Here is a 25,566-nt window from a genome sequence, read left to right on the forward strand (position 1 = left end):
CCTCACCCTTCCGTCGGGTCGAACAGGCGGCGGGGCAGCTGCGCGTAGACCGCGCGGGGATCGCCGGCGAGCAGCGGCCAGGCCTTGGCGCGCCGGAAGTACAGCTGGACGTCGTACTCGAGGGTGTAGCCGTAGCCGCCGTGGAAGTGCAGGCTGTCGGAGGCCGTCTTGAACGCGGTCTCCGAGGCGAACAGCAGCGACATCGCGGCGAGTTCGGCGGCCTTCGGCAGGCCCTCGTCGAGCGCCCACGCCGCCTTGTAGGCCAGCAGCCGGGCCCCTTCGAGGGCGGTGGTGCTGTCGGCCAGACGGTGCTGAATCGTCTGGAAGCCGCCGATGAGGACGCCGAACGCCCGGCGCTCCAGGACGTAGGCGATGCCGAGTTCGAGGGCTCTGGACGCGATGCCCACGAGCGCCGCCCCGGTCAGCATCCGCCAGTGGTGCACGGCGCGGTCGTGGACGGCGGTGGCCTCCGGGCCCTTCGCCAGCACGACCGCCCCCGCCTCGTCCACGCGGCGGTCGGCGATCGGCATCGCGCCGAGGTTGGGGACGGGCTCGGCGGGGCCGCCCGTCACCGGGACGGCCAGCAGTTCGTCGCCGCGCAGCACGACGACGAGGTCGGCCACCGCGCCGGCCGGGACCAGGCGGGCGACGTCACCGGTGACCGGGTGCAGCGCCAGGGTCGCCAGCGCCTCGCCGCCGACGGCGCGTGACACCAGCGGGTCCAGGTCCGCTCCCCCGGGCACCGAGGCGAGCACGAGGTTGGCGACCGCCGCCTCGATCAGCGGTACCGGCGCCAGCGACCGTCCCAGGCACTCGGCGGCGATGGCCAGTTCCACCCATCCGGCTCCGCCGCCGCCCCGGTCCTCGGGGACGGCGATCGCGCCGAGCCCCATCTCGACCGCCTTGCGCCACAGGGCGGCGTCGAACCCGAGGGGTTCGGCGGCCCGGACGACCTCGGGCGGCGACTCCTTCTCGAAGAACTCACGCAGAGTGACGCGCAGCGCTTCCTGCTCGTCGGAGAAATCCAGGTCCACGAACGGCTACCTCCGCGACGCTCTAACTCGTTCAGGGCGGCCCACGCGACGATACGCGCCGGGTACCAGGTACGGCAATAGTACTTGCAATAGATGAGAGGATTGTTCTCATCATAGGGGGGCGTCCGCCCGGAGCCGCGGACGGCGAGCGGAGGCCCGGCGAAGCCGCGGTCCGGCGAACGGCACCCGTCCCGCGCCGTCCGCACGCCCGTGACCTGTACGGCTCCTACAAAGAGCGGCCCCTTCGATTGGGCGCACCGAGCAATGCCCGAAGGGCCCGCGGCCGCGTACGATGGACACAGAGAATGCGACTGTCGAGAGAAGAAAATGTTATTCTTCTAAGGTCGTCCGCTCTCGCCCCTGTTCGCACGCCGCTCTCATGACGGCGGCGGTCCGGAGCCCCCGTGCCCGCGACCGCGCAGGAAGGCGGGGAGGTGGTGGCGGTGACCCAGGCCCGACCCGCGGCCCGGCCGCGCCCGGCGCCGGGAATCCGATCCACCTGCTGTGCTGGTAAAGCCCAAGTGGCATCACGTTCCTGGGTGCCTCCCCCAGGGCGGGTGCTGCGTGTCGAGGAGGTCTTCCTCTGTGACCAAACAGGTCCAGCGACTCGACCGCGTCATCATCCGTTTCGCCGGGGACTCCGGTGACGGCATGCAGCTGACCGGTGACCGCTTCACCCAGGAGACGGCCGCGTTCGGCAACGACTTGTCGACGCTGCCGAACTTCCCGGCCGAGATCCGCGCCCCGGCCGGCACCCTGCCCGGGGTGTCCAGCTTCCAGCTGCACTTCGCCGACCACGACATCCTCACCCCAGGCGACGCGCCCAACGTCCTGGTCGCGATGAACCCCGCCGCGCTCAAGGCCAACCTGGCCGACCTGCCCCGCGGCGCCGACCTCATCGTCAACACCGACGAGTTCACCAAACGCAACCTGGCCAAGGTCGGCTACGCCGCCGACCCCGTCGAGGACGGGTCGTTGGAGGAGTACCGCGTCCACGCCCTCCCCCTGACCTCGATGACGGTGGGCGCGCTGGCCGACTTCGAGATCACCAAGAAGGACGCCGAGCGCGCCAAGAACATGTTCGCCCTCGGCCTGCTGTCCTGGCTCTACCACCGGCCGACCGAGGGGACCCTGGCGTTCCTGGAACGCAAGTTCGGCCGCAAACCCGAGATCATGAAGGCCAATATCGCCGCGTTCCAGGCCGGCTGGTCCTACGGCGAGACCACCGAGGCGTTCTCGGTCCAGTACGAGATCAAGCCCGCCGAGCACGCCCCGGGCCTGTACCGCAACATCACCGGCAACACTGCCCTGTCCTACGGCCTGGTCGCCGCCGGCCGCCAATCCGGCCTCAACATCTACCTGGGCTCCTACCCGATCACCCCGGCCTCCGACATCCTGCACGAGCTGTCCAAGCACAAGGCGTTCGGGGTGCGGACCTTCCAGGCCGAGGACGAGATCGCCGCGGTCGGCGCCGCGCTGGGCGCCTCCTTCGGCGGATCACTGGGCGTGACCACCACCTCCGGCCCCGGCATCGCGCTCAAGAGCGAGACCATCGGACTGGGCGTGGCCACCGAACTCCCGCTGCTGGTCATCGACGTCCAGCGCGCCGGGCCCTCCACCGGCCTGCCCACCAAGACCGAGCAGGCCGACCTGCTCCAGGCCATGCACGGCCGCAACGGCGAGGCCCCCGTCCCCGTCATCGCACCCCAATCCCCCTCCGACTGCTTCGACGCCGCACTGGAGGCAGCCCGGATCGCGGTCAAGTACCGCACCCCCGTCATCCTGCTCTCGGACGGCTACCTGGCCAACGGGTCCGAGCCGTGGAAGCTGCCGGATGTGGCGGATCTGCCGGTGATCGAGCCGGGGTTCGCCGAGGCGGGGCAGGAGGACTTCCAGCCCTTCCGCCGCGACCCCCAGACGCTCGCGCGGCCGTGGGCGATCCCGGGCACGCCCGGTCTGGAGCACCGGATCGGGGGGCTGGAGAAGGCCGACGGGACCGGGAACATCTCCTACGACCCGGCCAACCACGACACCATGGTCCGGCTGCGCCAGGCCAAGGTCGACGGCATCGCCGGCGACATCGCCCCCCTGCACGTCGACGACCCCGACGGGGCGGCGCGGGTGCTGGTACTGGGCTGGGGCGGCACCTACGGCGCCATCTCCGCCGGCGTCCGCCGCGTCCGCCGCGCCGGCCTGCACGTCGCCCAGGCCCACCTGCGCCACCTCAACCCCTTCCCCGCCAACACCGAACAGGTGCTGCGCTCCTACGACAAGGTGATCGTGCCCGAGATCAACCTCGGCCAGCTCGCGCTGCTGCTGCGCGGCCGGTACCTGATCGATGTGATCGGCTACAACCAGGTCCGCGGCCTGCCCTTCAAGGCCGAGGAACTGGAGAGCGTCATCCGGGATGTGATCGACAGTGAGTGACAACACCATGAACCGAACCAACGGGGCCAACGGCAACGGCGCGAACGGGGCGAACGGGCGGTCGGCGCTGTCGCTGGTGCCCAAGACCGACACCCCGCAGAAGATGAAGGACTTCAAGACCGACCAGGAAGTGCGCTGGTGCCCGGGCTGCGGCGACTACGCCATCCTGGCCGCCGTCCAGTCCTTCCTGCCCGAACTCGGCCTGCGCCGGGAGAACATCACCTTCGTCTCGGGCATCGGCTGCTCCTCCCGCTTCCCGTACTACATGAACACCTACGGGTTCCACTCCATCCACGGACGCGCCCCCGCCATCGCCACCGGCCTGGCCACCTCCCGCCCCGACCTGTCGGTCTGGGTCATCACCGGCGACGGCGACGCCCTGTCCATCGGCGGCAACCACCTCATCCACGCCCTGCGCCGCAACGTCAACCTCAAGATCCTGCTGTTCAACAACCGCATCTACGGCCTCACCAAGGGCCAGTACTCCCCCACCTCAGAGGTGGGCAAGGTCACCAAGTCCACGCCGATGGGATCCCTGGACGCCCCCTTCAACCCGATCTCCCTGGCCATCGGCGCCGAGGGCACCTTCGTCGCCCGCACCATCGATTCCGACCGCAAGCACCTGCAGTCGGTCCTGCGCGCCGCCGCCCAGCACCGCGGCACCGCCCTGGTCGAGATCTACCAGAACTGCAACATCTTCAACGACGGCGCCTTCGACCCCCTCAAGGACCCCGACGTCCGCGACGACATCACGGTGCGGTTGGAACACGGCGAACCCATCACCTTCGGCGCCGACCGCACCAAAGCCCTGCGCCGCACCCCCTCAGGGTCCTTCGAGGTCGTGAACGTCGCCGACGTCGACCCCGGCGAAGTCGTGGTCCACGACGCCCACAACCCCGACCCCTCCCAGGCGTTCGCACTGTCCCGGCTGGACTCCCCCGCCTTCGAGCACACCCCCATCGGGATCTTCCGCGACATCGACCGCCCCTCCTACGACGAACTCCTGCGCGACCAGATCGACGAAGCCGTCGACACCCACGGCGAAGGCGACCTGGCCGCCCTCCTCAGCAGCGGCGACACCTGGCGCATCGGCTGACCGGCCGGATCGGCCGATCGGCTCATCGGACCGTCATCGGGGACGGTGCCGCCGGGGTGCGTGCCCGTGGTGGGTCACGATGGTCCGGGAGGCACGGCGTTCGGTCCGCTTGGCGAACCGACGCCGGGGAGTGGGCGGCGGTGGCCCGATGCGCTGGAGCAACCGGGCGAGCACCGTGATCTTCGACACGGGACGGACCATGCCTGGCTCCTGACGACGAGGCCCGCGGAGCGCCCGGGGACGGCCGCTCCGGGGGCGGGTTCGGAGGCGGGTTCGGATGAATCCGGTACGTAATTGCAATTCTCCTTTGCGAGAAGAGCGATATCAACCGGTGCGCGGAAACCCCTTGCCGCGGGGCTTTCGGGGCGCCGGCGTCCGCCCGCGGCGGGTGCCGCGCTCACCGCCCTGACCAGGCGACTCCCCCGAGGACGGCGCCCGCCCGCGAGCACGGGCGCGCCGGTGGTGCCGGCATCGAGAACCCCTCGCACGGCCGGCCGGGGCTTCGGCGGCGGGCTTCGGGGCGCCACGCCGCCGGCCGAACTTCTCAGGTCGTCCAGTCCGGCAGGCCGCACCAACTAGTATGGAAGTGTGCGCACACTTACCAGCCGGAAGCTTGGAAGCGAGGAGTCCTCTTGACCAGTTCGGCAACACATTCGTCCGAGCCCGCCAGCGAGGCTCCGCGCCCCCGCCGGCGGCTCACCGCCGAGGCTCGGAGGAGCTCCATTCTGGCCGCGGCGAGGCGCGCGTTCACCGAGAGCGGCGACATGAGCGGCACGACGATCAAAGTTATCGCCGAGCACAGCGGCATCAGCGAAGGCGTGATCTACCGGCACTTCGAGAGCAAGGACCAGTTGTTCTTCGAAGCCGTCGTGGAACCGCTCAAGCAGGCCGTGGACGATCTCGTCGCGGCGACGGCGACGGTCGACAAGGACCAGCCGCTCACGCCGGAACTGCAGCTCAGGACGATGACCGGGCTTTACCGGCAGCTGATCTCCACGCTGGAGGAGATCCTGCCGCTGCTCGGCCTGGTGCTGTTCGGCGACCCCCAGGTGGCCCGCCGGTTCTACCGCGACAATTTCGCGGTCGCGATGGACCGGCTGGCCGAGGCGTGGCGCGAGGTCGAGGACCGGTACGGTTTCCCGTTCGAGTCCCCGGACATCTCCGCCCGGGCGGTAATGGGCATTGCGTTCATCCTGGCGCTGGAGAGCCACCACAACCGGGGATTCGACCGCCATCGCGCGGTGTCACTGATCAGTGAAGGCACCGTCAAAGGTTTCTTCCCAGCGATCGAGCCCGCGCGCAAAAAGCGCTGAAAACCGGAAAGGCGCCCCCACCCCGCGCCCGGTTTGTCGTCTCGTGAGCGTTATGAGTATCCGCTCACTCTCCGGCGTCCTCGTGTGACGCCCTTCAGCGGGGGCCGTACTCGTGGTGCGGGATCGCCACCGCCCAGGCCGACTCGAACGCCTCCCGGCACAGCTTCACCATCTCGGCGGCGGTGGAGAGCTGCTGCTCGGCCTGGCGGTCCGCGCCGTCGAGCACGTTGAAGATCACCATCTCGTCGTCCAGCAGGAAGAAGTCGTTGCCCGGCATCAGGATCCCGGACACCAGGCGCCTGGGCGCCCAGCGGAGCTCCTCCCGGGGGTCCACGGCCCGCGTGCTGCACTCGAAGGCGAAGCGCTGGTACTCCGACAGCGGCTCCGACACCACCTTCACCCGCCGCAGGCTCATCCCGGCCTCGACCCGCGCGGCGACCCTGCGGCGGGACGCGCCGGCGGCGCGGGCGACCCGGTCGGTGTCACCGGCCCGCCAGGCCGCGAACATGACGCGGTCGACCGCGTAGTCGTCCCGCATCTCCATCTTCAGGATGCTGCGCGCCCGTCCGAGCAGTTCGCTCCGGCGCGCCACCGAAATCGGTTCCATATCCCCCCTCGGCCGACCAGCCCGGCTGGAATCGTACGCCGGGCGCACCCGGACCCGGCAGGGCGGCCCTCCCGCCGGGTCGGTGCGCGAACCCGCTACGCCGGCGCGGGCACGTCGAGGACGAGCGCGGTGGCCATGCCGCCGCCGGCGCACATCGCCGCCACGCCGACGCCGCCGCCGCGGCGCCGCAGTTCGTGGGTGAGCGTGAGCACCATCCGGGCGCCGGTCATCGCGACCGGGTGGCCGAGGCTGCAGCCGCTGCCGAGGACGTTCACGAGGTCCTCGTCGAGGCCCAGATCCCGCACCGCGGCGATGGGCACGGACGCGAACGCCTCGTTGATCTCCCACAGGGCGACGTCGCCGATCGACAGCCCGGCGCGGTCGAGCGCCTTGGGGATGGCCAGGGACGGCGCGAGGCCCGTGTCGGCCGGCGGCACCCCGGCGGACGCCCAGGCCCGGACGACCGCCAGCGGCTCCAGCCCGCGCTCCTCGGCGAAGGACCGGTCGGTGACGACCAGGGCGGCCGCGCCGTCGTTCACGCCCGCGGAGTTGCCGGCGGTGATGCTGAAGTTCTCGATCTCGGGGTGCAGCGGCTTGAGCGAGGCGAGCTTCTCCAGGGTGGAGGTGCGCCTGGGGTGCTCGTCGACCGCGAACGTGACGCGCGTGCCGTCGCGGCGGGTGACCTCGATCGGGAAGATCTCCTCCTCGAAGCTTCCGGCGTCGATCCCGGCGACGGCGCGCCGATGGGACCGGAACGCCCAGGCGTCCTGGTCCTCCCGGCTGATCCCGGCCTTGACCGCGGCGTTCCAGCCGACCGTGATCGTCATGTCGCGGATCGGGGCGTCGGGCGTCTCGCGGTGGCTGGGGGCCAGCCAGTCCTCTTCCCAGTCGTCGGTGCCGGGGACGCGCCGGTCGGTCCTGGGGGCGGTGGAGCTCGACTGGACGCCGCCGGCGACGACGACACGGTCCATCCCGGCGATGATCGAGGAGGCGGCGGTCTGCAGGGCGGCGAGCCCGGAGGCGCAGTGGCGGTTGTGGGCGATGCCCGGCGCGTTCACCAGGCCGGCCTCGATGGCGGCGTAGCGGCCGATGGCGCCGCCGCCGTAGAGCGACTCCCCGAGCACGACGTCGTCCACGACCTCGGGCGGGAGGCCCGACCGCCGGACGGCCTCGGCGACCGCCCCCGTCCCGAGTTCGAGCGCGTCGACGTCGGCCAGGGTCCCCTTGTACGCGGTCCCGATCGCGGTCCGGGCCCCGGAGACGATCACTGCCTCATGGCTCACCATGCGTCACTCCTCTCGTGGAACACCCGCCGGGCGCGAAACCCCTGATCGGGGCGGTGCCAGTAAATGAGTAAGTATTTCCTCAATTAGCGATTTCATAGTAACGTCGGCTCATGGTCACGGCAAGGGTGAACGGTCTGACGGTCGGCTACGAGGTGATCGGCGAGGGGCGGCCGTGGGCGATCACGCCCGGGGGACGGGTCGCCCGGGACTCGCCCGGCGTCCGGGAGCTCGCGGAGGCCCTCGCGGAACGCGGCAACCGGGTGCTCATCTGGGACCGTCCCAACACCGGCGAGTCCGACGTGTGCTTCACCGGCTCCTCCGAGTCGGCCATGCAGGCCGACACGCTGGCCGCGCTGCTGGCGCACCTCGACATGACGCCCGCCGTGATCGCCGGAGGCTCCGGCGGCTCGCGCGTCTCGCTGCTGACCGCCGCCCGCCACCCCGGCACGGCCGCCGGCCTGGCGCTCTGGTGGATCAGCGGCGGCGTCTTCGGCCTCCTGTCGATCGGCTCCTACTACTGCGCCGGGTCGATCCGCGCGGCGTGGGAGGGCGGCATGGAGGCCGTCGCCGAACTGCCCGAGTGGGCCGAGGTCCTGGAGCGCAACCCGGCCAACCGGCGGCGCTTCCTCGACACCGACCCCAAGGAGTTCATCGCCACCCTCGAACGCTGGCTGGCCGCGTACTGCCCCCGCGACGACGAGCCGGTCCCCGGCATGTCCGACGCCGACGCGCAGGCCCTCGACCTTCCGGCCCTGGTGTTCCGCAGCGGTGCGAGCGACCTCCACCACCGGCGCGAGACCTCCGAGCAGGTGGCGGCGCTGCTCCCCGGCGCCCGGCTCGTGGAGCCGCCGTGGGGGGACGCCGAGTGGAGCGAGCGGCAGGCGGCGCGCACCTCCGGGGAGGCCCCCGGCCTCTTCGTGCGCTGGCCGCTGCTCGCCCCGGTGCTGGACACGTGGGCGCGCGAGGCGATCCCCCTGGGCGCCGGGGCCTGACGGACGGCCGCCGTCACGAAGCCCCGGGCCGGGGAGGCCGAGCGGTCAGGCGGGGGTGACCACCCGGCCGGGCCGCTCGCCGGTCAGTTCGTCGTGCTCGACCAGGACCCTGCCGTTGACGATCGTGTAGTCGTAGCCGCGGGCGCGCTGGACGAACCGGCTGGCGCCGAGCGGGAAGTCGTCCACCATCTCGGGCGTGTGCAGGTAGAGGTCCTCGAGGTCGAGGACGTTGATGTCGGCGAAGGCGCCCGGGGCGAGGACGCCGCGGTCGGGGATCCCGAAGAGGTCGGCGCCTTCGAGGGTGAGCTTCTTGACGGCCCGGCCGACGTCGAGCAGGCCCTCGTCCCTGACCCAGTGCTTCAGGAAGAAGGTCGAGTTGCCCGCGTCCATCGTCAGGGCGACATGCGCGCCGGCGTCGGCCACGCCCACCACGACGTCCGGGTTGGCGATCATCTCGGCGACCGCGCCGAGGTCCTGGTTGAGCACCGGGTAGTAGAGGAGGCCGAGCCCGCGGGTCTCGACCGTGTAGTCCAGGAGCGCGGCGGCGGGGCTGGTGCCCCGGCGGGCGGCCTCGGCGGCCAGGCTGTTGTCCGGGCTCACGTCGTAGTCGGCCGACCCCGGGGGCATGAGGTAGAGCTTGGCGGGGTCCTTGGGCGCCAGCGGGCCCGACTGCTCCACCGGCCGTTCGGCCTCCTCGGCGAGGCGGCGGCGCAGCGACGCGTCGGCCAGCGCCTCCAGCCGGGCGGCGAACGGCCGGGCCATGAGGTCGGCCCAGGCCGGGAGCGCGTCGTAGGGGGTGCGGCCGACCAGTCCGTAGAGGATCGCGCTGCCGCGCACCGAGGTCATCGGCCGCACGTCGGCGCCGCGGCCCCGCGCCGCGGCCACCTCGTTCATCACCCATTCCCACAGGCCCGGTCGGCGGTCGCTCTGCATGATGGAGAACGCCAGCGGCCGCCCGGAGGCGCGGCTGACCTCCTCCATCCACGCCATCTCGGCCCGGGAGTTCTTCCGCTCGGCGCCGTCGCGCTCGCCGATGCGCGGCACGACCTGGAAGGTGCCGCGGCGGCGGGCGGCCAGGACGTCGGCGATGGCGGCGAGTTCGGCGGGCAGCGCGAAGGTGCCCGGCACGGGACGGCCGTCCGGCACGGTGTGCATGTAGGTGCGGGAGGTCGAGAAGCCGAGGGCGCCGTTGTCCATCGCCTCGGCCACGACGGCCGCCATCCCGGCGATGTCGTCGCCGGTGGCGGGCGCCTCCTCCAGGCTCCGCTCCCCCATGACGTAGTACCGCAGGGCGCAGTGGCCGACCAGGCCGCCGGCGTTGACGCCGAGCTCCCGGCGGCCCAGGGCCTTGAGGTACTCGCCGTAGGTCTCCCAGCCCCAGTCGAGCCCGGACATGATCGTGTCGGCCGGGATGTCCTCGACCGACTCCATCATCCCGGCCAGGTAGCCCTCCTGCCCGGGGCGGACGGGCGCGAAGGTGACGCCGCAGTTGCCCAGGACCACCGTGGTCACGCCGTGGTGGCAGGACGGGGTGGCCGCCGGGTCCCAGAAGAACTGGGCGTCGAGGTGGGTGTGGACGTCGATGAACCCGGGGGTGACCAGGCGGCCGGAGGCGTCGATCTCGCGCCGGCCCCGGCCGTCGACCGCGCCCACCACGCTGATCCGGTCGCCGTCGACGGCGATGTCGGCCCGCCTCGGGGCCGAGCCCGTGCCGTCGGCCACCTCGCCGTGACGGATCACGAGGTCATGCATGGTTCATGTCCTTCCGACCGGAACGCCCACCAGAAACAAAGCGTGTGCTCACTCACCATAGCCCGGCGTTCCGCCGGAGTCATCCCTGGCAAGCGGAGAGAGTATGTGCTTACTTTGCTAGAGTTGATCCGGGTCCGGGCCCGGCCCGCTCCGACGAATCACCTCTGGAGTTCTCTTGGGATCGATGGACGGCCGCGTGGCGCTCGTCACGGGCGCGAGCCGCGGCATCGGGCAGTACATCGCCGAACGATTCGCGGCCGAGGGAGCGGCGATCGCCCTGGTGGCTCGCACGGTCTCCCCCGGCTCGTCATCGCTGCCCGGCTCGCTCGACGAGGTCATGGGCCGCATCAGGGACAACGGCGGCCGGGTCGAGGCCGTCCCCGCCGACCTGACCGTCCCCGAGGACGTCGAGACGGTCGTGGAACGCGCCGAGGCGGCGCTCGGTCCGGTGGACACGCTGGTGAACAATGCGGGCGTGAACTTCTACGGGCCCGCGCTGGACATCCCCGCGCGCCGCTACGGACTGATGTTCCAGATGATGGTGCACGCCCCGTTCCGGCTGTGCCAGCTGGCGGTTCCCGGCATGATCGAGCGCGGGCGGGGCTGGGTGCTGAACATCACCTCCAAGCAGGCCCGCCACCCGATGGGGCCGCCGTACCCCGACTGGGCCAGCGACGGCTGCGTCCCCTACGGGATGTGCAAGGCGGCGCTCGACCGGCTCACCACCGGCCTGGCGGCCGAGCTGCACGGCACGGGAGTGAACGTCAACTCGCTGGGAACCTCCGGCCTGGTGATGACGCCCGGCGTGGCCGTCGTGTCGCCCCACACGCCCGACAACGCCCCGGTGGAGGACGCCGACGCCATGGCGAACGCAGCCCTCGCGCTGTGCGGCGCGCGGCCCGCCCCCGTGACCGGCCGCATCGCCTACAGCATGGAGCTGCTGGGACGGCCGTTCCCCGACGGGCCGTGGGCCCTCTCGGCGACGTTCTGACCGATCCGACGACGAAGGAGAACCACTGATGAAGGTCACCGTGGATCCGGACCTCTGCCAGGGGCACGCCCGCTGCTGGGAGATCTGCCCGGAGGTGTTCTCGCTCGACGAGCAGGGGCACGGGGTGGTCTCGGTCCCCGAGGTCCCCGCCGAGTTCGAGGCCGGCGCCGCCGAGGCCGCGGCCAACTGCCCCGAGCGCGCCATCAGCGTGCACTGAGCGTGCACTGAGACCTCCTGGCCGGCCCGGGCCGGAGCCGGGCGCCCGCACCACCGCGGTGGACGCGAGCGCCCGTTTTCGGCGTTCCACGGCCGTCTTCACCTGCCGCGGCCTCCGCCCGACACGGCGTCGCCGCCGCCCTTCCGGGCGGCGGCGACGTGGCGTGCGGGGCGGGAGGCGTCAGGGGACCGCGATGGTCGCGGGGTCGGCCGGCGTGAAGTTGTAGACCCGGGAGGCGTTGCCGACCGTGATCTTGTGCTGCACGTCCTCGGGCAGGTGCCCGAGCCACTTGTTGGCCATCTCGATGGTGTCGGGCCAGGTCGAGTCCGAGTGCGGGTAGTCGCACTCGAGCATCACGTTGTCCTCGCCGATGATGTCCAGCAGCCGGAGGCCGGCCTGGTCCTCGATGAACGTCCCGAAGACGTGGTCCTTGAACAGCCGGCGGATGTCGGTGTTCAGGTCGAAGGAGGCCTCGCCCTTCTGCTCGCCGCGGTCGTGGGCGGCGTTCATGTCGATGTCGAAGCGGGACGCCCAGAACCGCTGCTTGTCGACGACCTGCTCGGCCCGCTCCAGGAAGTAGGGGATCCAGCCGATCGACCCCTCCGACAGCGCGATCTTCAGGTTGCCGAACTTCTCGAAGTTGCCGCTGAACAGCCAGTCCAGCAGGGTGCCCGCCTGGTTGGCGGCCGCCGAGTACGCCATGAACGCCAGCGTCGGCATGTCCTCGGACGTGCGGATCAGGTTGGACGAGGACCCCACGTGCATCGACACGACCAGGCCGGTCTCGTCGCAGGCGCGCCAGACCGGGTCCCAGTGGCCGGTGTGGATGGACGGCAGCCCCAGCTTGGTCGGGTTCTCCGAGAACGCGATCGACTTGGCGCCGAGGCCGGCGGTCCGCTCGATCTCGGCGGCGGCGGCCACCGGGTCCCACAGCGGGATGATCATCATCGGGATGAACCGGCCCGGGTAGGCCTGCGCGAACTCCTCCAGGATGAAGTCGTTCCACGCCTGGACGCACAGCAGCCCGAGCTCCTTGTCCTTGGCCTCGTGGAAGACCTGGCCGCAGTAGCGGGGGAAGGACGGGAACAGCATCGACGACAGCACGAAGCCCTGGTCCATGTCGGCCACGCGCGCGGCCGGGTCGTAGCACCCGGGCCGCATCTCGTCGTAGGTGATCGGCTCCGGCGAGAACTCCTCGCGCTTCTTGCCGGCCACCGCGTTCAGGCCGGTGGTCACGATCTGGCGGTCCTCGTAGACCCAGAACTCCGAGTCGCCGTCGCGCACGATCCGGGGGCCTGTGTCGCGCCAGCGTTGCGGCAGCCGCTCCTGCCACAGGCGCGCCGGCTCGATGAGGTGGTCATCGACCGAGATGAACCAGTTGAACGACATACAGCCCTCCCAACCGCTCACCCGGGAGCGGGGACTTTTGAAAGCGAACGCTCACATACATCGTAGGCGGAGGGCCGCCGGTACGCCAGTGGCAAATGGCCGCACGCCGACGGCAGGACGAACGGCAGGCAGAACGGCAGGCAGAACGGATGGAAGGACGGCGCGCAAAAGCGGCGCGCGAGTCGGCGCGCCGAACGGCGCGCGAGAACGGCGCGGTGGGCGGCCCTAAGGACGGCGGGGAGAACCGCCGGGAAGGAACGGCCGGGACGAGCGGCCGCAGGGGTGAAGGCGCGGTGTCAGCGGTAGCGGCCGGCCAGCCGCCGGCGGTGGGACACCGGCGAACCGAACAGCGAGCGGTTGAGCGCGGCCCGCTTCAGGTAGACGTGGATGCCGCTCTCCCACGTGTAGCCCATCCCCCCGTGCAGCTGCATCGCCTTGCCGGTGACGTCGACCGCCGCGCCGCACGCGTACGACTTGGCCATCGAGGCCGCCACCCACGACTCGGGGTCATCGCCGGCCAGCGCCCGCACGGCCGCCGCGACGAGCCGGCGCGCCACCGTGACCTGGACGAGCATGTCGGCGCACGCGTGCTTGACCGCCTGGAAGGAGCCGATCGGGCTGCCGAACTGCTCCCGCACCCCGGCGTAGGCGACGGTCGCCTCCAGCATGGCCTCGCTCAGGCCGAGGCTGTCGCAGGCGACGGCGACGGCGGCACGGTCGAGCACGCGGCGGACGGCGGCCTCGGGCTCGCCGTCGAAGCGCCACACCGACTCCTCCCCCACCGCCACGGCGTCCGCGGTCACCGTGCCGAAGCGGCGGGTGGCGTCCAGGACGGGCTGCGCCTCCAGGCCGAGCCCGGCGGCGTCCGCCGCGACATCGACGATCACGGGCGTGCCCTCGGGGTCGAGCGCGGGCAGCAGGAGGCTTCCGGCGTCGGGCGCGTCGAGCACGAAGGCGGCGCGGCCGTGCACCCGCAGGCCCTCCGGTGAGCGGTCCAGGCGGAACGGCGGCTCGGCCGAGGCGCCGTCGCCTCCCAGGCCCTCACCGCCGCCGGACAGCGCGACCACCGGGACGGCCTCGCCCGCCGCGGTCCGGCCCAGCAGCAGGTCCCGGCCGGGGCCGGGCCGCAGCAGGTTGAGCGTCCCGATGGCCAGGACCGCCGCCCCCAGGTACGGGCCGCACGCGGCCGCCCGGCCCATCTCCTCCAGGACGACGGCGACCTCGGCGAAGGTGGCGTCCGCGCCGTCCAGCGCGGCCGGCGCCTCCAGCCCGAGCCATCCGGACTCGGCGATCCGCGCCCAGTCGGCCCCGGACCCGGGGCCGGCCTTGCCGAGCAGGTCGCGCGCCACGGCCCGGAGCTCGTCGTGGATCTCGGAGAAGTCGGAAAGGTCGGAGGAGTCGGCGGGCATCAGCTTCTCCTCGGTTCTCGGGGCAGTCCGAGGCCGCGCTCACCGATGATGGTGCGCTGGATCTCGCTCGTCCCGCCCGGAATCGTCCACTCCCACGAGCCGATGAAGTCCAGGACCCAGGCCCCCGACTCCCACCCGCTCGACATGGGCTTGCGCAGCTCGGTGTGGGCCGCCAGGCCCGCGACCTCGGCACCGAAGCCGGTCATCCGCTGCAGCAGCTCGCTGTAGTGCAGCTTCACGATCGAGGCGTCCGCCGGGCCGGCGGTGCCGTCGTCGTGGCGCTCCACCAGGTCGCGGCAGAGCGCGCGCAGGCCGGTGGCCTCGGTCTCGAACGCCGCCAGCCGGTCCTGGACCAGCGAGTCGTCGATCAGCCGTTCACCGCCGGGCCCCGGCCGGGCGCACGCCTCCACCAGCCAGCGGAAGCCGGCGTTGCCGAGCCGTTCCGCCAGCTCGAGCATCGTCATGCCGCGCTCGGCGCCCAGGGTCTCCTGCGCCACCCGCCAGCCCTCGTTCTCCGGGCCCACCAGGTTCTCGGCCGGGATGACGACGTCGTTGAGGAAGACCTCGCAGAAGTGCGATTCACCGGTCGCCTGCTGGATGGGCCGGACGTCGATGCCGGGCGTGCGCATGTCCATGAGGAAGTAGGAGATGCCGCGCCGCTTGGGGGCGGCGGGGTCGGTGCGGGCCAGCAGCAGGCACCAGTCGGCGTGCGTGGCGCCGCTCGCCCACAGCTTCTGCCCGTTGACGACGAAGCCGTCGCGCTCGCGGCGGGCCGTCGTCTTGAGCGCGGCGAGGTCGGATCCGGCGTCGGGCTCGGAGAACCCCTGGACCCAGATCTCGCCGTCCAGGATCGCCGGGAGGTGGCGGCGGCGCTGCTCGTCGGTGCCGGCGGCGAGCAGCGTGGACGCGGCGTGGTGGATGGAGACGAACGCCAGGACCAGGCGCGGCGCGTCGTGGGCGGCGAGCTCCTGGTACAGGACGATCTGCTCGGCGACCGGCATCCCGCCGCCCCATTCCCGGGGCCAGTGCGGAACGGCGTAGCCGGAGCGGCGCAGCTCCTGGAACCACTCCTTCTGGAAGGCGACGAACTCCTCGTCGGGGACGCCGGTCTGCGCTCGCCGCCAGTCGGCGGGCACGTGGGTCCGGCACCACTCGCGCACGGAGGAGCGGAACTCCTGGAGGTCTCCGGTCGGCGGCGTCATCGTCAGCCCGCCTTCCGCCGCAGCGCGAGCAGCCGGTCGCGGTGCTCCTCGGAGCGCATCGTGACGGCCTCGGCGGCGAAACCGGCCTGCATCGCGCCGCGCAGCGCCTCCGACAGGTGCATGTTGACCACCCGTTTGGTGCCGCGGAGCGCCTCCACCGGCTGCCGGGCGAGCCGCTCGGCGAGGCGCCGGGCCTCGGGCAGCAGGTCGTCGGGCGCGGCGGCACGCGAGGCGAGCCCCAGCTCGACGGCCGTCGCCGCGGGGATGCGCTCGCCGGTGAACAGGTACTCGCGCGACCGGAGGATCGGGGTGAGCAGCGGCCAGAACGCGGCGCCGCCGTCCCCGGCCACCAGCCCGACGCTGACGTGCGGGTCGGCCAGGTACGCGGTGTCCGACATCAGCACGATGTCGGACAGCACCGCGATGCTGCAGCCCAGCCCGACCGCCGGGCCGTTGACGGCGGCGATCACCGGCAGCGGGAACCGGAGCATCTCCTCGATGATCTGCGCGCCCTCGCGGAGGCTCTCGTCGCGGGCGACCGGGTCGTCCAGGAAGGAGGCGATCCAGTCCAGGTCGCCGCCCGCGCAGAACGCGCGCCCGGCACCGGTGAGGATCACCACCCTGGCCTCCAGGTCGGCGGCCAGCTGCCGCCAGACGTTGGCGAACGCCCAGTGCAGCCGCTCGTTGACGGCGTTCAGCTCGGCGGGCCGGTTGACGACGACGGTGCGGACGGGGCCCTCGGCCTCGACGGTCAGCTCGCCGGGAAGGTCGTAGGTCACGGTCATGCGGTCACCCGTTGCGCGGTGTCGCCGAACAGCCCCGTCAGGCCGTTGCGTCCCAGCCGGGCGGCGAGCCGGTCGCGGGTCGCCGACAGGCCCAGCGGGAGCCGGCGCAGCGGCTGGCTGTACCGGGAGAGCCAGGACAGGGTCGCCTCGTCGCAGAAGCCGGTGGCGCCGTGCAGCTGGTGCGCGACGCGGAACACGGCCTCGGCCGCCTCGACCGCCGCCAGGCGGAGCGCGAGCGCGTCGTCCAGCGCCTCGCCGCGGTGGGTCTGGACGCTCCACAGCGCGTACTTGGCCAGCACCTCGACGCCGCTGCGCTCCACCTCGGCGTCGGTCAGCTGGAACTGCACGCCCTGGAACCGCGCGAGCGCCTGCCCGAACTGCTCCCGGACGAGCACGTGCTCGCGGGCGAGGTCGAGGGCCCGGTCGAGCATCCCGAGCAGCGTCCAGCACGGCAGGACGAGGCCGAGGGCCACGTCGTCCGCGCCGTCGTCGTCGACCGGCCGCAGGTCCAGCCCGGTGACGAACGCGGACGTGCGGGGCGGCCCGTCCGGGGGGCGGGGGACGGCGAGGCTGCGCCGGCCGTCCAGCGTGACCGCCGCCCAGCGCAGGTCGTCGAGGCCGGCCACGGCGGCGGAGGGGGCGGTGCCGGCGACCACCAGCAGGCCGTCGGCGCCGAGGCCGGCGGGCCGCGCGAGGCGCTCGGCCACCGGGTAGGGGGCCGCCCAGTAGCCGGCGGCGCGGCACAGCGCGGCCGCCGCCTCCAGCTCCTCGGCGTCGCCTCGGGGGTCGAGCTCCCAGGCGCCCAGTTCGCCGAGGACGGGGGCCACGAGGCCGGCCCTGCGCGCGGGTTCGCGCTCGGCGGTCTCGGCGAGCGCGTCGCCGCCCGCCGCCTCCAGCGCGCGGTGCACCTGCCGCCCGTACTCGGCCGCCTCGCGGCTCAGCTCGATGTTCATGACGCCGCCAGCAGCGACCGGGACAGCAGGATGCGCTGCATCTCGATGCTCCCCGAGGCGACGGTGGACGCCTGCGAGTAGCGCCAGTGGTCCTCCACCTCGGCGCGGAACCACGCGCCCTCCGGCCCTTCGGGCGGCGCCGCCCCGACGATCTCCATGAGCACCTCGGCGCTCTCCTGGTCGAGCCGGGTCACCGCGATGCGGTACGCCGCGGCGTCGCCCGGCTTGATGGTGCCCTCGCTCTGCAGCGACACCACGCGGTAGGCCAGCAGCCGGGCCCGCCGGCAGTGCGTGAGCATCCGCGCCCACCGGCCGCGCAGCTCGGCCGGGAGGTCGTCCCAGCGGTCGCCGAGCGCCTCGGGCGCGGCCTGCAGGAGGCGCTCGCAGCGGGCGTAGCGGGCGATGCCCACCCGCTCGTACGACAGCACCTCCTGCACCACCTTCCAGCCCTCGCCGACGGTGCCCAGGACGTCGGCCTCGGTGACCCGCAGGTCGTCGAAGAAGACCTCGTTGAGGTGGTGCGGCCCCATCATGCAGGGGATCGGCCTGACCTCGATGGCGGGGTCGGACATCGGGACCAGGAAGATGGTGAGGCCCTGCTGCTTGCGCTCGCCCCTGGAGGTGCGGGCGAGGAGGAAGCACCACTGGGCCATCGTGGCGTAGGACGTCCAGATCTTCTGGCCGGAGACCAGCCAGCCGTCGCCGTCGGGCCGGGCGGCGGTGCGCAGCGAGGCCAGGTCGGAGCCGGCGTCGGGCTCGCTGAAGCCCTGGCACCAGATCACCTCGCCGCGCGCGATCGGCGGGAGGTGCTTGCGCCGCTGCTGCGGGGTGCCGTGCCGCATGATCGTGGGCCCGACCCAGTTGACCCCCATGTACTGGGCGCCGCGGGGCTCGTGGTGCGCCCACATCTCCTCGCGGACCACGGTCTGCTCCCAGATCGAGGCGTCCCGGCCGCCGTACTCCTCGGGCCAGGCCATGCAGAGCAGGCCGCGCTCGGCGAGGAGCCGGCAGAAGCGCTGGGCGACCTCCAGGTCGGCCGGGTCGTCGGTGAACGCCCCGAGGAAGTCCGGCGGGACGTGCTCCTCCACCAGCCCGCGCAGCTCACCGCGCAGGGCCGTGGCGGCCTCCCCCATCGTGAAGTCCATGAATCATCACCCTACGCTATCCTTTAAAGGATTACAATACTTGCCACTGCATGACCGCGATCATAGACTCATCGGTGTTCGCCCCGTCCAGCGCGCATCCGGCGCGAACCCGAACGGAAGGGCTGCCGATGCTCGACGACACCACGGTGGAGAACCTGCGGCGCCACTGGGACGAGGGGTGGAACGCCGGCGACCTGGCCACGATCATGGAGCCGTTCGCCGCCGACGTCGTCTTCAGCTCCCCGTTCGTCCCGCGGCTGACCGGCGACCCGGCCAAGAAGACGATCGACGGCTTCGAGGCGCTCAGCGGCTACGTGGACTACGCGCTGCGCCGCACCCCCGGCATCCGGTACACGCTCGACGCGGTCTACGCGGGCACCGACGCGGTCGTCCTGGCCTACACCTGCCACGCCCCGGACGGGACGGTGCGCCGCGGCGCCGACTCCATGCGGGTCGACGCGACGGGCAAGGTGGTCGAGTGGAACTGCCACTACTCTCACGACTCGATGTCCTGACCCGGCGGTGCGCCGGCGGGAGGTCGGCGGCCGGGCCGGGGCCCGGTCAGACGATGACGGTCCGCACCCCTTCGGCCTTGGCCACCAGGTCGATCCCGTGGTTGATCTCGTCCAGCCCGATGCGCGTGGAGACCATCGAGCCGAGATCGAGTTTCCCCGACTCGGCGAGCCGGATGAACCGGGGGAAGTCGCGCAGGATCTGCGACCCGCCGACGACCGAGCCCGCCAGCCGCTTCCCCGAGAACACCGCCTTGACCGCCGGGAGCGTCAGGGTGTCGCCGAGCGCCGGCATCCCCACCAGCGTCACCGTGCCCTGGACGCGCGCCATGTCGAACGCCTGCACCATCAGCTCGGGACGCCCCACGACCTCGAAGGTGTAGTCGGCCCCCTCCCCGCCGGTCAGCGCCCGGACCTGCTCGATCGGGTCGCCCTCCGCCGGGTCGACGGCGTGCGTGGCCCCCTGGGCCAGGCTCGCCTCGCGCCGGCCGGCGATCGGGTCGATGGCGACGATGACCGCCGCGCCCGCGATGCGCGCGCCCTGGATCACCGACTGGCCGACCCCGCCGCAGCCGATCACCGCCACGCTGGAGCCCGGCGCCACGGCCGCGGTGTTGAGGGCGGCGCCCAGGCCGGTGGTGACGCCGCACCCGAGGAGGGCGAGCTGCTCGTCGGCGAGGTCGGTCTCGACCGGGACCACCGACGCCTCGTCCACGACCATGGCCTCGGCGAACGTCCCGCAGCCGCACACCGCCGGGGCCATGCGGCCGTCGGCGAGCGCGAACCGCTCGGCCGCCTTCACCACCGGGTTGAGCGCGCAGTGGTTCGACATGCCGTCGACGCAGCGGCGGCACGTTCCACACGCGGGCGTGACCGAGGCCAGGACCCGGTCCCCTGGACGGACCCGGCGCACCTCGGGGCCCACCTCCTCCACCACGCCGCAGCCCTCGTGGCCGAGCGCGATCGGGAGCGGCAGCGCCGACAGCCCGTTGAGCACGTTGAGATCGGTGTGGCAGATGCCGCTCGCGGTGACGCGCACGAGGACGTCCCGCGGTCCGATCGCCGGAACGGGCAGGTCCTCGACCACGGCCGGCCGGCCGACCTCGTACGCGATGGCGACTTTCACTGCTGAAACCCCTTGGGATCCGGTCCGACACCGAGGAAGGAGGAAGGACGTGCGCGGAAGGCCTAGCCCGAGAGGGCCGGCGCGTGGTCGGGGATGCCCAGCAGCGCCGCGGTGTTCCCGCGCAGCACCCGGCGCGTGACCGCGGCGTCGAAGCCGGCGAGCCGGGAGAGGTAGTCGCGGGGCTCGCGGAGCCCCTCGGGGTGCGGGTAGTCCGAGCCGAACAGGACGTGGCCGGCGCCGAGGGTGCCGATCAGGTCGCGCACGTCGTCCTCGGGGAACGGGCTGATCCACAGGTGCTCCGCCAGCGCCTCGCTGGGACGCGCCGGCAGCTGCCCGCCGATCATGGGACCGCGGCGGCCCAGCGCCGCGGCCTTGTCGATGCTCTTGAACAGCGGCTTCAGCCAGTTCGACCCGTTCTCGATCGAGATGATCTTCACCTCGGGGTGGCGGCCGAACAGGTTGTGCAGCGTCAGCGCGATGAGCGTGTCGACCACCGGCCGCTCGGTGTTGCACAGGGCCCATTGCAGCGGGGACTGCGCGTGCGAGGGGTTGGCCGGGTCCTCGGACCAGTGGGTGCCGTAGAAGTGCTGGTAGCCGCTGTTGGAGACGTGGAACACCACCGGGATCCCGGCCTCGGCCACGGTCGCCCAGAACGGGTCGAAGTGCGGGTCGGCCGGCGAGCGGCCCCCCACCGGCCCCGGGCACAGGTGCACCAGGCGGGCGCCGGCGTCGATGACCCGGTTCAGCTCGGCCATGGCGCGGTCGATGTCGAGCAGCGAGAGCATGGGCACGCCGAAGATCCGGCCGTCCGCCCCGTACCCCCAGTCCTCCTCCAGCCAGCGGTTGAAGGCCCGCAGGCTCGCGTAGCTGAGGTCGACGTCGTCCCGCATGTCGTACTCCACCGCGACGCCCAGGGTGGGAAGCATGATGGTCGCCTCCAGGCCCTGCTCGTCCATCAGCGCCAGGCGGGCCGTCCGCTCCATGAACTCCGGATGGTCCTTGGCGTTGATCACCTCGCGGTGGGTGAACCCGTCGGCGACCTCGCCGGCGAACAGCCCCTCCAGGGCGCCGGGCGCCGAGGCGTAGTCGCCGGGCATCACGCTCATGAACGTCCGCCCGCCCCGGAGGTAGATGCGGCCGAGGCCGTCGTCGCCCCGCCGGACGCGGACGGTCTCGTCCTTGAAGCGCGCCTCGATGTGCCGGGTGAAGCAGTCGTCGGGCTCGTAATAGTGCCCATCGGCATCGATCAGCAAGTACTCCATCCCCGCCTACCTCCGGACGCCCCGTCGACAAAGGGATCGGACGCTTAGTAAGTGAGCGCCCAGTTACTACTGTTCCACTACCGGCTTCGGCGTGTCAAGGCGGGCCGCGACCTGCCCGACACGCCGCGCGCTCCGGTGTCAGGCCCCGTCAAGGGTGGCCAGCAGGGCGTGCGTGTCCTGCTGGAAGACCCTGATCTCCGAGATGAGGCCGCCGGCGAAGGAGAACAGCTCGACGACGTCGACCGTCGCCGAGCGGCCCGACGCCTTCGCCGTCCACGTCTGCGTGGTGACCTGGACGACCGTGTCGCCGCAGCCGAGGATCCGCGGCTCCTCGATCGCGCGGTCCCAGTGCCGCGCGAACGCCGCCCCCATCTCGGCCATGCCCTCGCTCCCCCGGTGCCAGCCGCCGTGCGGAAGCGACGCCGGCTGCTGGATGCGGAAGTCCGGGTGGAGCAGCGCGAACGCGCCGTCGCGGTCGCCGGCCTGGAACCGGCGCGCCATCTCGTTCACCAGTTCCACGCCGTCCTGTCGCGCGCTGTCGGTCGTGCCCATGCCTGCGGCTCCTCACGGTCGTCGGGCACGCCCGCGGGCATGCCGGTCGTACTGGGTTCTTCCCGGGTCGCGCCGGCCGCGCCGGCGGGGCGGGCCTCACGGGAGCCCGGCGGCGTCCCCGAGCTGCCGGGCGATCTTCCCGGCCAGCAGCGCGTCCGCCTCCTCCCGGGGCACGCCCAGCTCGGTGAGGACCTCGGCGGTGTGCTCGCCGACGCCCGGGAGCATCAGCCGCGGCCCGGCGGAGGCGTCCGGCCCGCACCGCACCAGCGGGCCGATCTGCTCGAACCGGCCCCAGTCGGCGGTCTCGTACGACACCACCCGGCCCATCCGGCGGTTCACCGGATCGTCGAGGACGGCGCGCCGGAAGCCGTCCCGGTCCAGCGGTTCGACGAGCTCGGCGAGGAGTCCCAGGCCCCGCAGCCGGTCCGTCCACTCGGCCGCGGGCGCCGACGCGAACGCCGTCTCCAGGACCGTCTCGGCCCGGCGGGCGCGGGCGTCGTCGGCACCGCCGCGCAGCGGCGTGTACTCCGCCGGAAGCGCCCCGGCCCCGGGAAGCGACGCCAGCCGCCGCCATCCCTCCTCGTCGGGGACGACCAGCGCGAACCAGCCGCCGTCGCCGCCCTCGTAGAGGCGGTACCCGGGCCCGTAGCCCGTCTGCCGCGCGTCCAGCTCGGGACCGCGCACGAGCTCGCCGTCGCGCTCGAACACCCCGCTCTGCACCAGCATGCCGGCGCCGAGCAGGCTCGTCACCACGCGCCGGCCCCGGCCGTCGCGCGCCCGCGCGTACAGGCCGGTCAGCAGCCCCATGGCCGCGACCCATCCCCCGGACATGTCCAGCGGGATCCACGTCGCCGCCAGCGGGTCGTTCCCGGCGCCGCCGACGGCGCGCTCGAACCCGGTCACGGCCTGCATGAGCGCGTCGTTGGCCGGGAACCTGGCCCGGGGGCCGGCGGCGCCGAAGGCGCTGGCGTGGCAGTACACGGCGCCGGGGTTCAGGCGGGCGACCGTCTCCTCGTCGATGCCGAGCCGCTCGGCCACCCCCACGCGGAAGTTGTGCAGGACGACGTCGGCCCACTTCAGCAGCCGCTCGACGACGGGCCGCGCCTCGGGCGCGCCGATGTCCAGCGCCAGGCTGCGCTTCCCGCGCTGGCACGCGGCGACGGCGTACGCGGCGGCGCGCATCGCCTCGCCGTCGGGCGGCTCGACCTTGATGACGTCCGCGCCGAGGTCGGCGAGGATCTCGGCGGCCAGCGGCCCGGCGACGAACGCCGAGAAGTCCAGGACGCGCAGGCCGCCGAGCAGGCCGGTCTCCTCCCCGTCCTCCGGAGGGCCGGACGACGGGGCCTCCCCGGCCGGGGCGTCCGCGAGCGGGGACACCGAGATCGGGGAGCCGACCACCACGTCGCGGTGGCCGCCGTCCGTCCGCGTGAGGGCCAGCCCGTTCTCGGCGGCGTGGGGGTCGCCCAGCGCCTCGCCGGGGCCGAACACGGGCTCGCAGGCGACGCCCGACTCGCGCAGCTGGCCGATCCAGACGTCGCGGGGCCGGGTGGCGAAGATCGCGCCCCAGCGGGCGGCCCGCTCGCCGAGCCTGCCGGTCATCTGGTCGGTGTAGTAGCCCTCGGCGCTGGGCTCGTCCCCGAGCACGCCGAGCAGCGCGGTGTACATCCCCTTGCCGCCGAACCACACCTGGATCAGCTCGCCGTCGGCGCAGCGGTAGAGGAAGTTCGGGAAGGTCGAGCCCTTCTCCCAGTACCCCTCGATCTCGGGCTTGGCCCGCTCCGACCGGCCGATCATGCAGCCGAGCGTGGCGAGCATGCCGTCGTAGAGGGAGGTCTCGGCCCACCCCCCGGCGCCGGTCAGCGCCCGGCGGCGCAGCAGCGCGAGGACCGACACGGTCAGCAGGGACGCGGTGCCGATGCCGGACGCGCGGACGTCGACGAAGATCGGGCCGGGCCGGTGGCCCTCGAGCTGGGTGCAGAAACCGGCGCGCGCCTCCACCAGCAGGCCGTGGTCCTCGACGGTCCCGGCGGCGGTGCGGCTGGGGCGGCAGCGGGCGTAGACCAGGCCGGGGCTGCCCTCCCGCAGGTCGCGGTAGCCGAGGCCGCGGCCTTCCACGAGCGCCTCCGGCCCGTAGACCAGGGCGGCGTCGGCCTCGCTGAGCAGCGCGGACACCTCGTCGCGGTCGTCGGTGGCGACGACGCGCTTGTCGCGGTGCCAGGCCCTGCCCCACGGCACGCCGGCGTCCAGGGGCGCGGGCCGCGTGCCCACCACCCGGACGACGTCGGCCCCGAGGTCGGCCAGGAGCATGCCCGGCACGCCCCCGGCCAGGCCGAGGCCGAGGTCGCTCGTGCCCGCGGCGACCTCGACGACCGTCAGGCCCGCGAGCGGCGTCCCGGAGAGCGGGGCGCTCACGGGGCCACGCCACCGGGAGCCGCCGGGACGGGGAGGGTCAGGCGCGGCAGCACTTCCTCCGCGGCGAGCGTGACCACCTCAAGGGTGTCGTCGGGCGCCGCCGGGGAGATGACGAAGTGCCGGACGCCGGCGTCGACGTACTTTTGGAGCCGTGCAGCGACCTCCTCTGGCGTGCCCGAGGGGGCGATGCGGTCGAGCATGGCGCGCGGCTTGTCGCCGTAGGCGCCGCCGAGGAACGCCTCGACGTCGTTGCGGGCGCGGTCGCCGTCGCGGCGGACGCAGCAGTAGAGGTACATCATCCACTCGAAGCCGGCCAGGTCGCGGCCGGCGGCCCGCGCCTCGTCCTCGATGGCGGCCACCGAGCGGGCGTAGGCGTCGGGCGACATCAGATAAGGCATCCAGCCGTCGCCCAGGCGGGCGGCGCGGCGCATGGCCGGCGCCTTGCGGCCGGAGACCAGCAGCGGCGGGCCGCCCGGCCGCATCTCCGGGGCGTCAGCGCCCGGCGACCGGACCGGCCGCAGCTCCAGGTCGTCGAAGTCGAAGAACCTGCCGTGATGGGTGACCGGCCCGCCGTTCCAGAGCGCCCGCAGGATCTCCATCGCCTCGTCGGTCCGGGGGCCGCGCTCCTTGAGCGGCACGCCGACGGCCTCGAACTCCTTGGGGAACTCGCCTCCGACGCCCACCCCGACCGAGACCCGGCCGCCGGTGCGGGAGTCGAGGTCGGCGAGCTGCTTGGCCGCGATCACCGGCGGGTACAGCGGCAACTGGAGGACGGCGGTGCCCACCCGCACCCGCTCGGTCCAGGCGGCCATCAGGGCGAGCCGGGTGATCGCCTCGCCGGTCGAGGTCGGCGGCAGCAGATGGCCGCCCTGCCAGATCGATTCGATCGGGAGTCGTTCGGCCGCGGCCAGCCAGTCCCTGTCGGGTTCCGGAATGGCCGCTGCCCCGAAGATGATGCGATCGCCTGGCACCGAGGCTCCTTCGCGAGAGGCTCCGACGCCGGTCGGCGCCGACGGGGGGAAGATAGCAAAGGCTCACTTTCTCCCGGTAGTGAGTATAGTGAGCGAACGCTCTCTTTGTCTCGGGCGGAAGAAGGGGAGGCCC

General features: G+C 72.8%; 22 protein-coding genes. 7 read left to right on the forward strand and 15 right to left on the reverse strand.

Annotated features, from left to right (window positions below; all coding sequences use genetic code 11):
• Nucleotides 1-2: 2 nt before the first annotated feature.
• Nucleotides 3-1,034, reverse strand: a complete 1,032-nt coding sequence (locus ACZ466_RS53575) for an acyl-CoA dehydrogenase family protein (protein WP_378293493.1) — start codon at nt 1,032-1,034, stop codon at nt 3-5.
• A gap of 585 nt (nt 1,035-1,619) precedes the next feature.
• Between ACZ466_RS53575 and ACZ466_RS53580 the strand changes: the two genes are divergently transcribed.
• The 3 genes from ACZ466_RS53580 to ACZ466_RS53590 all read left to right on the forward strand — a co-directional run bounded on the left by ACZ466_RS53580 (nt 1,620) and on the right by ACZ466_RS53590 (nt 5,870).
• The gene (locus ACZ466_RS53580) at nt 1,620-3,461 is read left to right on the forward strand and encodes a 2-oxoacid:acceptor oxidoreductase subunit alpha (RefSeq protein WP_464042394.1); all 1,842 of its coding nucleotides are present in this window, start codon (nt 1,620-1,622) and stop codon (nt 3,459-3,461) included.
• A gap of 7 nt (nt 3,462-3,468) precedes the next feature.
• Nucleotides 3,469-4,557: a 2-oxoacid:ferredoxin oxidoreductase subunit beta gene (locus ACZ466_RS53585; RefSeq protein ID WP_464042396.1), complete on the forward strand. Its 1,089-nt coding sequence runs from the start codon at nt 3,469-3,471 to the stop codon at nt 4,555-4,557.
• A gap of 632 nt (nt 4,558-5,189) precedes the next feature.
• Nucleotides 5,190-5,870 (forward strand): TetR/AcrR family transcriptional regulator, encoded by a 681-nt coding sequence (locus tag ACZ466_RS53590; RefSeq protein WP_378291446.1) that lies wholly within the window; start codon nt 5,190-5,192, stop codon nt 5,868-5,870.
• 94 nt (nt 5,871-5,964) lie between these two features.
• Here ACZ466_RS53590 and ACZ466_RS53595 read toward each other — a convergent pair whose 3' ends face one another.
• Together ACZ466_RS53595 and ACZ466_RS53600 are read right to left on the reverse strand one after the other, a co-directional pair.
• Entirely contained in the window at nt 5,965-6,477 is a 513-nt protein-coding gene (locus ACZ466_RS53595; protein WP_378291444.1) for a DUF6879 family protein, read from the reverse strand.
• A 95-nt stretch (nt 6,478-6,572) separates the two neighbouring features.
• Nucleotides 6,573-7,763, reverse strand: coding sequence for a thiolase family protein (locus ACZ466_RS53600; RefSeq protein WP_378291442.1), 1,191 nt, complete (start codon nt 7,761-7,763; stop codon nt 6,573-6,575).
• 110 nt (nt 7,764-7,873) lie between these two features.
• On the opposite strand from ACZ466_RS53600, the gene ACZ466_RS53605 reads away from it, so the two are divergent.
• Nucleotides 7,874-8,755, forward strand: a complete 882-nt coding sequence (locus tag ACZ466_RS53605) for an alpha/beta fold hydrolase (protein ID WP_378291439.1) — start codon at nt 7,874-7,876, stop codon at nt 8,753-8,755.
• Nucleotides 8,756-8,800: 45 nt separating this feature from the next.
• On the opposite strand, the gene ACZ466_RS53610 is transcribed toward ACZ466_RS53605, so the two are convergent.
• The gene (locus ACZ466_RS53610; RefSeq protein WP_378291437.1) at nt 8,801-10,507 is read right to left on the reverse strand and encodes an N-acyl-D-amino-acid deacylase family protein; all 1,707 of its coding nucleotides are present in this window, start codon (nt 10,505-10,507) and stop codon (nt 8,801-8,803) included.
• A 184-nt stretch (nt 10,508-10,691) separates the two neighbouring features.
• On the opposite strand from ACZ466_RS53610, the gene ACZ466_RS53615 reads away from it, so the two are divergent.
• Both ACZ466_RS53615 and ACZ466_RS53620 read left to right on the forward strand, forming a co-directional pair.
• The gene (locus tag ACZ466_RS53615) at nt 10,692-11,498 is read left to right on the forward strand and encodes an SDR family NAD(P)-dependent oxidoreductase (protein ID WP_378291435.1); all 807 of its coding nucleotides are present in this window, start codon (nt 10,692-10,694) and stop codon (nt 11,496-11,498) included.
• Between the two features lie 28 nt (nt 11,499-11,526).
• Complete coding sequence (locus ACZ466_RS53620) at nt 11,527-11,715, forward strand: ferredoxin (RefSeq protein WP_378291433.1); 189 nt, start codon at nt 11,527-11,529, stop codon at nt 11,713-11,715.
• A 180-nt stretch (nt 11,716-11,895) separates the two neighbouring features.
• Here the strand turns inward: ACZ466_RS53620 and ACZ466_RS53625 are convergent, their stop codons facing one another.
• From ACZ466_RS53625 to ACZ466_RS53650, 6 genes are all read right to left on the reverse strand, one after another.
• Nucleotides 11,896-13,104 carry an amidohydrolase family protein gene (locus ACZ466_RS53625; protein WP_378291430.1) on the reverse strand — a complete coding sequence of 403 codons (1,209 nt, stop codon included), beginning with the start codon at nt 13,102-13,104 and terminating at the stop codon, nt 11,896-11,898.
• 296 nt (nt 13,105-13,400) lie between these two features.
• Nucleotides 13,401-14,513 (reverse strand): acyl-CoA dehydrogenase family protein, encoded by a 1,113-nt coding sequence (locus ACZ466_RS53630; RefSeq protein ID WP_378291428.1) that lies wholly within the window; start codon nt 14,511-14,513, stop codon nt 13,401-13,403.
• Entirely contained in the window at nt 14,513-15,715 is a 1,203-nt protein-coding gene (locus tag ACZ466_RS53635) for an acyl-CoA dehydrogenase family protein (protein ID WP_378291426.1), read from the reverse strand. The genes ACZ466_RS53630 and ACZ466_RS53635 overlap by 1 nt, the downstream gene beginning before the upstream one ends.
• A 2-nt stretch (nt 15,716-15,717) precedes the next feature.
• Nucleotides 15,718-16,500, reverse strand: coding sequence for an enoyl-CoA hydratase/isomerase family protein (locus tag ACZ466_RS53640; RefSeq protein WP_378291424.1), 783 nt, complete (start codon nt 16,498-16,500; stop codon nt 15,718-15,720).
• Nucleotides 16,497-17,453, reverse strand: coding sequence for an acyl-CoA dehydrogenase family protein (locus ACZ466_RS53645; protein ID WP_464042401.1), 957 nt, complete (start codon nt 17,451-17,453; stop codon nt 16,497-16,499). Before ACZ466_RS53645 ends, ACZ466_RS53640 begins: the two co-directional genes overlap by 4 nt.
• Entirely contained in the window at nt 17,450-18,598 is a 1,149-nt protein-coding gene (locus ACZ466_RS53650; protein WP_378291420.1) for an acyl-CoA dehydrogenase family protein, read from the reverse strand. The genes ACZ466_RS53645 and ACZ466_RS53650 overlap by 4 nt, the downstream gene beginning before the upstream one ends.
• 50 nt (nt 18,599-18,648) lie before the next feature.
• Between ACZ466_RS53650 and ACZ466_RS53655 the strand changes: the two genes are divergently transcribed.
• The gene (locus ACZ466_RS53655; protein ID WP_378291418.1) at nt 18,649-19,113 is read left to right on the forward strand and encodes a nuclear transport factor 2 family protein; all 465 of its coding nucleotides are present in this window, start codon (nt 18,649-18,651) and stop codon (nt 19,111-19,113) included.
• A gap of 46 nt (nt 19,114-19,159) precedes the next feature.
• Here ACZ466_RS53655 and ACZ466_RS53660 read toward each other — a convergent pair whose 3' ends face one another.
• The 5 genes from ACZ466_RS53660 to ACZ466_RS53680 form a co-directional block, all read right to left on the reverse strand.
• The gene (locus ACZ466_RS53660) at nt 19,160-20,236 is read right to left on the reverse strand and encodes a Zn-dependent alcohol dehydrogenase (protein ID WP_378291416.1); all 1,077 of its coding nucleotides are present in this window, start codon (nt 20,234-20,236) and stop codon (nt 19,160-19,162) included.
• Nucleotides 20,237-20,298: 62 nt separating this feature from the next.
• Nucleotides 20,299-21,498: an amidohydrolase family protein gene (locus tag ACZ466_RS53665; protein WP_378291414.1), complete on the reverse strand. Its 1,200-nt coding sequence runs from the start codon at nt 21,496-21,498 to the stop codon at nt 20,299-20,301.
• A 138-nt stretch (nt 21,499-21,636) separates the two neighbouring features.
• Nucleotides 21,637-22,050 carry a nuclear transport factor 2 family protein gene (locus ACZ466_RS53670; protein ID WP_378291412.1) on the reverse strand — a complete coding sequence of 138 codons (414 nt, stop codon included), beginning with the start codon at nt 22,048-22,050 and terminating at the stop codon, nt 21,637-21,639.
• 96 nt (nt 22,051-22,146) lie between these two features.
• On the reverse strand, nt 22,147-24,462 hold the full coding sequence (locus ACZ466_RS53675) for a CaiB/BaiF CoA-transferase family protein (protein WP_378291410.1): 2,316 nt from the start codon (nt 24,460-24,462) through the stop codon (nt 22,147-22,149).
• Complete coding sequence (locus tag ACZ466_RS53680; protein ID WP_378291408.1) at nt 24,459-25,433, reverse strand: LLM class flavin-dependent oxidoreductase; 975 nt, start codon at nt 25,431-25,433, stop codon at nt 24,459-24,461. Before ACZ466_RS53680 ends, ACZ466_RS53675 begins: the two co-directional genes overlap by 4 nt.
• Between the last annotated feature and the right edge of the window lie 133 nt (nt 25,434-25,566).

This window comes from Actinomadura rugatobispora (genome assembly GCF_055379765.1).

Excerpts from the sequence above, each read along its gene's own strand:
- ACZ466_RS53585 (WP_464042396.1), top strand. The coding sequence starts at position 3,469 with ATGAACCGAACCAACGGGGCCAACGGCAACGGCGCGAACGGGGCGAAC.
- ACZ466_RS53595 (WP_378291444.1), bottom strand. The coding sequence starts at position 6,477 with ATGGAACCGATTTCGGTGGCGCGCCGGAGCGAACTGCTCGGACGGGCG.
- ACZ466_RS53600 (WP_378291442.1), bottom strand. The coding sequence starts at position 7,763 with ATGGTGAGCCATGAGGCAGTGATCGTCTCCGGGGCCCGGACCGCGATC.
- ACZ466_RS53605 (WP_378291439.1), top strand. The coding sequence starts at position 7,874 with ATGGTCACGGCAAGGGTGAACGGTCTGACGGTCGGCTACGAGGTGATC.
- ACZ466_RS53610 (WP_378291437.1), bottom strand. The coding sequence starts at position 10,507 with ATGCATGACCTCGTGATCCGTCACGGCGAGGTGGCCGACGGCACGGGC.
- ACZ466_RS53615 (WP_378291435.1), top strand. The coding sequence starts at position 10,692 with ATGGACGGCCGCGTGGCGCTCGTCACGGGCGCGAGCCGCGGCATCGGG.
- ACZ466_RS53620 (WP_378291433.1), top strand. The coding sequence starts at position 11,527 with ATGAAGGTCACCGTGGATCCGGACCTCTGCCAGGGGCACGCCCGCTGC.
- ACZ466_RS53625 (WP_378291430.1), bottom strand. The coding sequence starts at position 13,104 with ATGTCGTTCAACTGGTTCATCTCGGTCGATGACCACCTCATCGAGCCG.
- ACZ466_RS53630 (WP_378291428.1), bottom strand. The coding sequence starts at position 14,513 with ATGCCCGCCGACTCCTCCGACCTTTCCGACTTCTCCGAGATCCACGAC.
- ACZ466_RS53635 (WP_378291426.1), bottom strand. The coding sequence starts at position 15,715 with ATGACGCCGCCGACCGGAGACCTCCAGGAGTTCCGCTCCTCCGTGCGC.
- ACZ466_RS53640 (WP_378291424.1), bottom strand. The coding sequence starts at position 16,500 with ATGACCGTGACCTACGACCTTCCCGGCGAGCTGACCGTCGAGGCCGAG.
- ACZ466_RS53645 (WP_464042401.1), bottom strand. The coding sequence starts at position 17,453 with ATGAACATCGAGCTGAGCCGCGAGGCGGCCGAGTACGGGCGGCAGGTG.
- ACZ466_RS53650 (WP_378291420.1), bottom strand. The coding sequence starts at position 18,598 with ATGGACTTCACGATGGGGGAGGCCGCCACGGCCCTGCGCGGTGAGCTG.
- ACZ466_RS53655 (WP_378291418.1), top strand. The coding sequence starts at position 18,649 with ATGACCGCGATCATAGACTCATCGGTGTTCGCCCCGTCCAGCGCGCAT.
- ACZ466_RS53665 (WP_378291414.1), bottom strand. The coding sequence starts at position 21,498 with ATGGAGTACTTGCTGATCGATGCCGATGGGCACTATTACGAGCCCGAC.
- ACZ466_RS53670 (WP_378291412.1), bottom strand. The coding sequence starts at position 22,050 with ATGGGCACGACCGACAGCGCGCGACAGGACGGCGTGGAACTGGTGAAC.